Raw genomic sequence first — 4,420 nt, forward strand, 5'->3', positions numbered from 1 at the left:
GCGCCTTGAGGAAGAACAGCGGGCTGATCCCCAGCGACAGGTCGGCCGCGATCATGCCGCCGATCAGGCCCGCCACCGTCGTCCAGGCGCTGATCAGCGGCATGGCGATCGACAGCGCCATCGCGCGCGGCATCACCAGCCGGTAGGTGTGCGAGATGCCCATCACGCGCATGGCGTCGAGTTCGTCGGTCACGCGCATCACGCCGATCTGCGCCGTGATGGCGGAGCCGGAGCGCCCCGCGATCAGGATCGCGCCCAGCATGGGCCCCAGCTCGCGCACCAGCGCGATGCCCAGGATGTCGACGATGTAGGCGTCGGCGCCGAACTGCCGCAGCTGCTGCGCCGTGAGGTAGGCCAGCACCACGCCGATCAGCCCGCCGACCAGCGCCGTGATCGGCAACGCGGTTGCGCCGATGCGGTACAGGTGGCCGGAGAAATCGCGCCACGGCGCCTGGTGGGGCGCCCGCAACAGCTCGCGCAGGTCGATGGTGAGCTGGCCGATCAGCAGCACGAATCCCTTCATGTGGTCCAGCGCGCGCAGCAGCATCGCGCCGAAACCGAGATAGAGGTCCCACAGGCTCGGGCGCTTGCGCCGCGGCCGCGTGGTGGTGAATTCCGCCACCCGCTCCAGGACGGCGCGCTGCGCCGGCAGCAGCTCGAGCTGCTGCGGCCAGCGCTGGCCCCAGTGGTCCCACAGCAGCTGCGCGCCCACGTGGTCCAGCAAGGCAGCGTCGCGCAGGTCCCAGGCCTGCCGGTCGCTCGCGCGCGGCAGTGCGTGCAGCAAGTCGCGCAGCAGGCGGGGCCGCGCGAACTGGGCCGCCGTCCACTCGCCCAGCAGGCGCACGGCCTGGCCCGGCGCCGCGGGCGCTGGGTCGATCCGGGGCGTGAGGTCGGGCGTGGCCATGGGAACCGTCCATCCTAACGGCAGAGCCGCGCCCTGGGGGCCGTTGGTATAACCCGGCGCAAGGAGGCCTCTCCATGGCCAAGGATCGGGTGCGCATCGGTGGTGCTTCCGGCTTCTGGGGCGACAGCAGCGTCGGCGCGCCGCAGCTGGTGGCGCGCGGCGAAGTCGACTTCCTGGTCTTCGACTACCTCGCCGAGCTGACCATGTCGATCCTGGCGGCGGCGCGGGGAAAAGACCCCGAGCTGGGCTACGCCACGGACTTCGTGCAGGTCACCATGAAGGAGATCCTGCGCGAGGTGGCGCAGCGCGGCATCCGCGTGATCAGCAACGCCGGCGGCGTGAATCCGCGCGCCTGCGCGGACGCGCTGCGCGCCCTGGCCACGCAGCAGGGGGTGGACCTTCGCATCGCGGTGGTGGAAGGCGACGAGGTGCTGGCGCTCGCGCCGGCCGTGTCCAGGGGACGGCTGCTCACTGCCAACGCCTACCTCGGCGCGCTGCCGATCCGCGTGGCACTGGATGCGGGCGCGCAGGTGGTGATCACCGGGCGCTGCGTCGACAGTGCCGTGACGCTGGGGGCGCTGATGCATGCCTTCGACTGGCCCGCGGACGACTACGCGCGGCTCGCGCAGGGCAGCCTGGCCGGCCACATCATCGAATGCGGCTGCCAGGCCACGGGCGGGCTGCACACCGACTGGGAAGCGGTGCCCGACTGGGCGCACATCGGCTATCCGGTGCTGGAGTGCCATGCGGACGGCCGCTTCGTCGTCACCAAGCCGCCGGGCACGGGCGGGCTGGTGAATCCGGCCGTGGTCGCCGAACAGGTGCTGTACGAGATTGGCGATCCGCGGCGCTACCTGCTGCCGGACGTGAGCTGCGACTTCTCGCGGGTGCGGCTGGAATCCGACGGCGAGCACCGGGTGCGGGTGAGCGGCGCGCGCGGCCTCGCGCCGGGGCCGCAGTACAAGGTCTCGGCCACCGTGATGGACGGCTGGCGCTCCACCGGCCAGCTCACCATCGTCGGCCTCGACGCGGCGCGCAAGGCGCAGCGCACCGGCGAGGCGATCCTGGAGCGCACGCGCGAGCTCTTCGCGGCACGCGGCTGGAGCGACTACACGCGCACGCGCATCGAGGTGCTGGGCTCCGAGCGCGCCAATTTCGGCCCGCACGCGCGCACGCAGGACGTGCGCGAGGCGGTGCTGCACCTCGCCGTGATGCACCGGCAGAAGGAGGCGCTGGAGCTGTTCGCGCGCGAGATCGCGCCGGCGGGCACGAGCTGGTCGCCGGGGACCACCGGCGCGGGCGGGCGGCCCGGCGTTTCGCCCTGCATCCGCCAACTGGCCTTCTTCGTCGGCAAGGAGCGGGTCGCGCCGCGCGTGACGCTGGATGGGGACAGCTGGGAGGTGGCGGTGCCGTGCGGCCAGGTGCCGGTGCCGGAGCCCGAAGCTGCGGAGGCGGTAGAGGCCGCCCAGCCCGCCGGCCCCTGCATCGAGGTGCCGCTGGTGCAGCTGGCCTGGGCGCGCAGCGGCGACAAGGGGGACGTCTCCAACATCGGCGTGATCGCCCGCCGGCCCGAGTGGCTGCCGTGGCTGCGGGCGCAGCTGACCGAGGAGCGGGTCAAGGCCTGGCTCGCGCACCTGGTGGTGGGCGAAGTGCGGCCCTACGACCCGCCGGGGATCCATGCGATGAATTTCGTGTGCAGCGAAGCGCTCGATGGCGGCGGCATGGCGTCGCTGCGCAACGATCCGCTGGGCAAGGGGATGGCACAGATCCTCCTCACCATGCCGGTCCAGGTGCCGCAAGGGTGGGCTTCGGTGGGTTTCGTAGGCTGGTGCTGAGCGCCACCCGAGGCGCCAGCCTCGGATGGCCGAAGCCCAGCGCTTCGCTGCGCTCGCGCATCGCTGGGCTTCGGCCTCCGGCGCTCAGCTCCAGCCTACGAATTCGCCACCGCCAGCGCCTACGAATTCGCCGCCAGGAACCCGCCCTTCATCACCTGCCGCAAATGATCCACCAGGCACTGCACCGCCCGCGGGACCTGGGGCGACCAGGGGCGGATCGCGTGGATGGCGTCGCCGAAGAAGCCGAGCGGACGCCATTCGGGCATCAGCTGCACCAGCTGCTTCGGCCCGAGATGCGAGGCCGCACTGAAATCCGGCAGCAGCGCGATGCCCAGCCCCGCCAGCGCCGCCTCGCGCAGCACCTCGCTGTTGTTGGCGCGCATGGGCCCTTCGACGGTGGCCACGGCCCGTTCGGCCTTGCGGCCGGCGCCGCGCTCGAAGGTCCACGTCTGCGCCGCCCCCTGGCGCAGGTAGGCCAGGCAGGCGTGCTGCGCCAGCTCCGAGGGATGGCGCGGCGTGCCGTGCCGGCGCAGGTAGTCGGGGCTGGCCACCAGCAGCGAGCGCGAGGGGCACAGCTGCCACGCCACGTGCGTTTCCGGCGGTGCCTGGGTGTGCCGGATCGCGAGGTCGAAGCCCTCCTGCGCCAGGTTGACAAAGCGGTCGCTGAGATCGAGGTCGAGCCGGATCTCCGGATAGCGCTGCAGGAAGGCGGGCAGCGTCGGCGCCACGTACTGCCGCCCGAGCGCCACCGGCGCGCTCACGCGCAGCAGCCCGCGCGGCGTGCCGGCCAGGTCGCGGATGCCGGAGAAGCTCTGGGCGATGCGCTCGAAGGCGCCGCGGGTCTCGTCCACCAGCTGCTGGCCCGCCTGCGTGAGCCCCACCGAGCGCGTCGTGCGCCGCACCAGCGGCACGCCGGCCACGCGCTCCAGTTCGGCGATGCGGGCGCTCACCGAGGCCTTGGAGATGCCGAGGCGGCGGGCCGCCTGGGTGTAGCTGCGGGTTTCGGCCAGCACCGTCAGCAGGTGGAGGTCGGCGAAGGCGGGGGTGGTCGCGGCGGTGCTCACATTGTTCATTCTGGCAAACAATCTGATCGGCGTTGGCGTCTTTGCAAACCGCTCCCGCAGGCCTAGACTGGCCCGATCCCCCCCGAGCGAGAAGCACCGACCATGAACGCACCCGACAAGAACCGTCCCGCGGCCACGCTGGCCGCCATCGAACACTGGATCGGCGGCAAGCTCGCCCCCGGCCAGAGCGGCCGCCGCGCCGACGTGTTCAATCCGGCCCTGGGCCAGGTCACCGGCCGCGTCGCGCTGGCCAATGCCGGCGAGGTGGCGCAGGCCGTGGCCGCCGCCCAGGCCGCCTTCCCCGCCTGGGCCGACACGCCGCCGATCCGGCGCGCCCGTGTGATGTTCCGGTTCCTCGAGCTCCTGAACCGCCACCGCGACGAACTGGCCCGCATGATCACGGCCGAACACGGCAAGGTGTTCAGCGACGCGCAGGGCGAGGTCACGCGCGGCCTGGAGATCGTGGAATTCGCCTGCGGCATCCCGCAGCTGCTGAAGGGCGAGTTCAGCCACAACGTCGGCACCGGCATCGATCTCTTGTCCGTTCGCCACCCCGTGGGCGTCGCCGCCGGCATCACGCCCTTCAACTTCCCTGCCATGATCCCCTTGTGGATGGC

4 protein-coding genes are annotated in these 4,420 nt (G+C 72.2%); 2 read left to right on the top strand and 2 right to left on the bottom strand.

Features of this window, described 5'->3' with window-relative positions:
* The coding region (locus VFM98_RS23045; protein WP_325112230.1) for an ABC transporter permease at positions 1 to 904 on the bottom strand (904 nt) is incomplete at its 3' end.
* Positions 905 to 978: 74 nt separating this feature from the next.
* Here VFM98_RS23045 and VFM98_RS23050 point away from each other — a divergent pair.
* Positions 979 to 2,739: an acyclic terpene utilization AtuA family protein gene (locus VFM98_RS23050; protein WP_325112231.1), complete on the top strand. Its 1,761-nt coding sequence runs from the start codon at positions 979 to 981 to the stop codon at positions 2,737 to 2,739.
* 119 nt (positions 2,740 to 2,858) lie between these two features.
* On the opposite strand, the gene VFM98_RS23055 is transcribed toward VFM98_RS23050, so the two are convergent.
* A complete protein-coding gene (locus VFM98_RS23055) occupies positions 2,859 to 3,812 on the bottom strand; it encodes a LysR family transcriptional regulator (RefSeq protein WP_325112232.1) in 954 nt (317 codons plus the stop codon).
* A 93-nt stretch (positions 3,813 to 3,905) separates the two neighbouring features.
* On the opposite strand from VFM98_RS23055, the gene VFM98_RS23060 reads away from it, so the two are divergent.
* Positions 3,906 to 4,420, top strand: a 515-nt coding sequence (locus VFM98_RS23060; protein WP_325112233.1) for an aldehyde dehydrogenase family protein, incomplete at its 3' end; no start/stop codon positions are given.

The sequence above is a fragment of the Ramlibacter sp. genome (genome assembly GCF_035706265.1).
GTDB lineage: Bacteria > Pseudomonadota > Gammaproteobacteria > Burkholderiales > Burkholderiaceae_C > Ramlibacter.

What these genes read in the sequence shown, in the direction of transcription:
- VFM98_RS23050 (WP_325112231.1), top strand. Translation starts at nt 979, where the DNA reads ATGGCCAAGGATCGGGTGCGCATCGGTGGTGCTTCCGGCTTCTGGGGC.
- VFM98_RS23055 (WP_325112232.1), bottom strand. Translation starts at nt 3,812, where the DNA reads ATGAACAATGTGAGCACCGCCGCGACCACCCCCGCCTTCGCCGACCTC.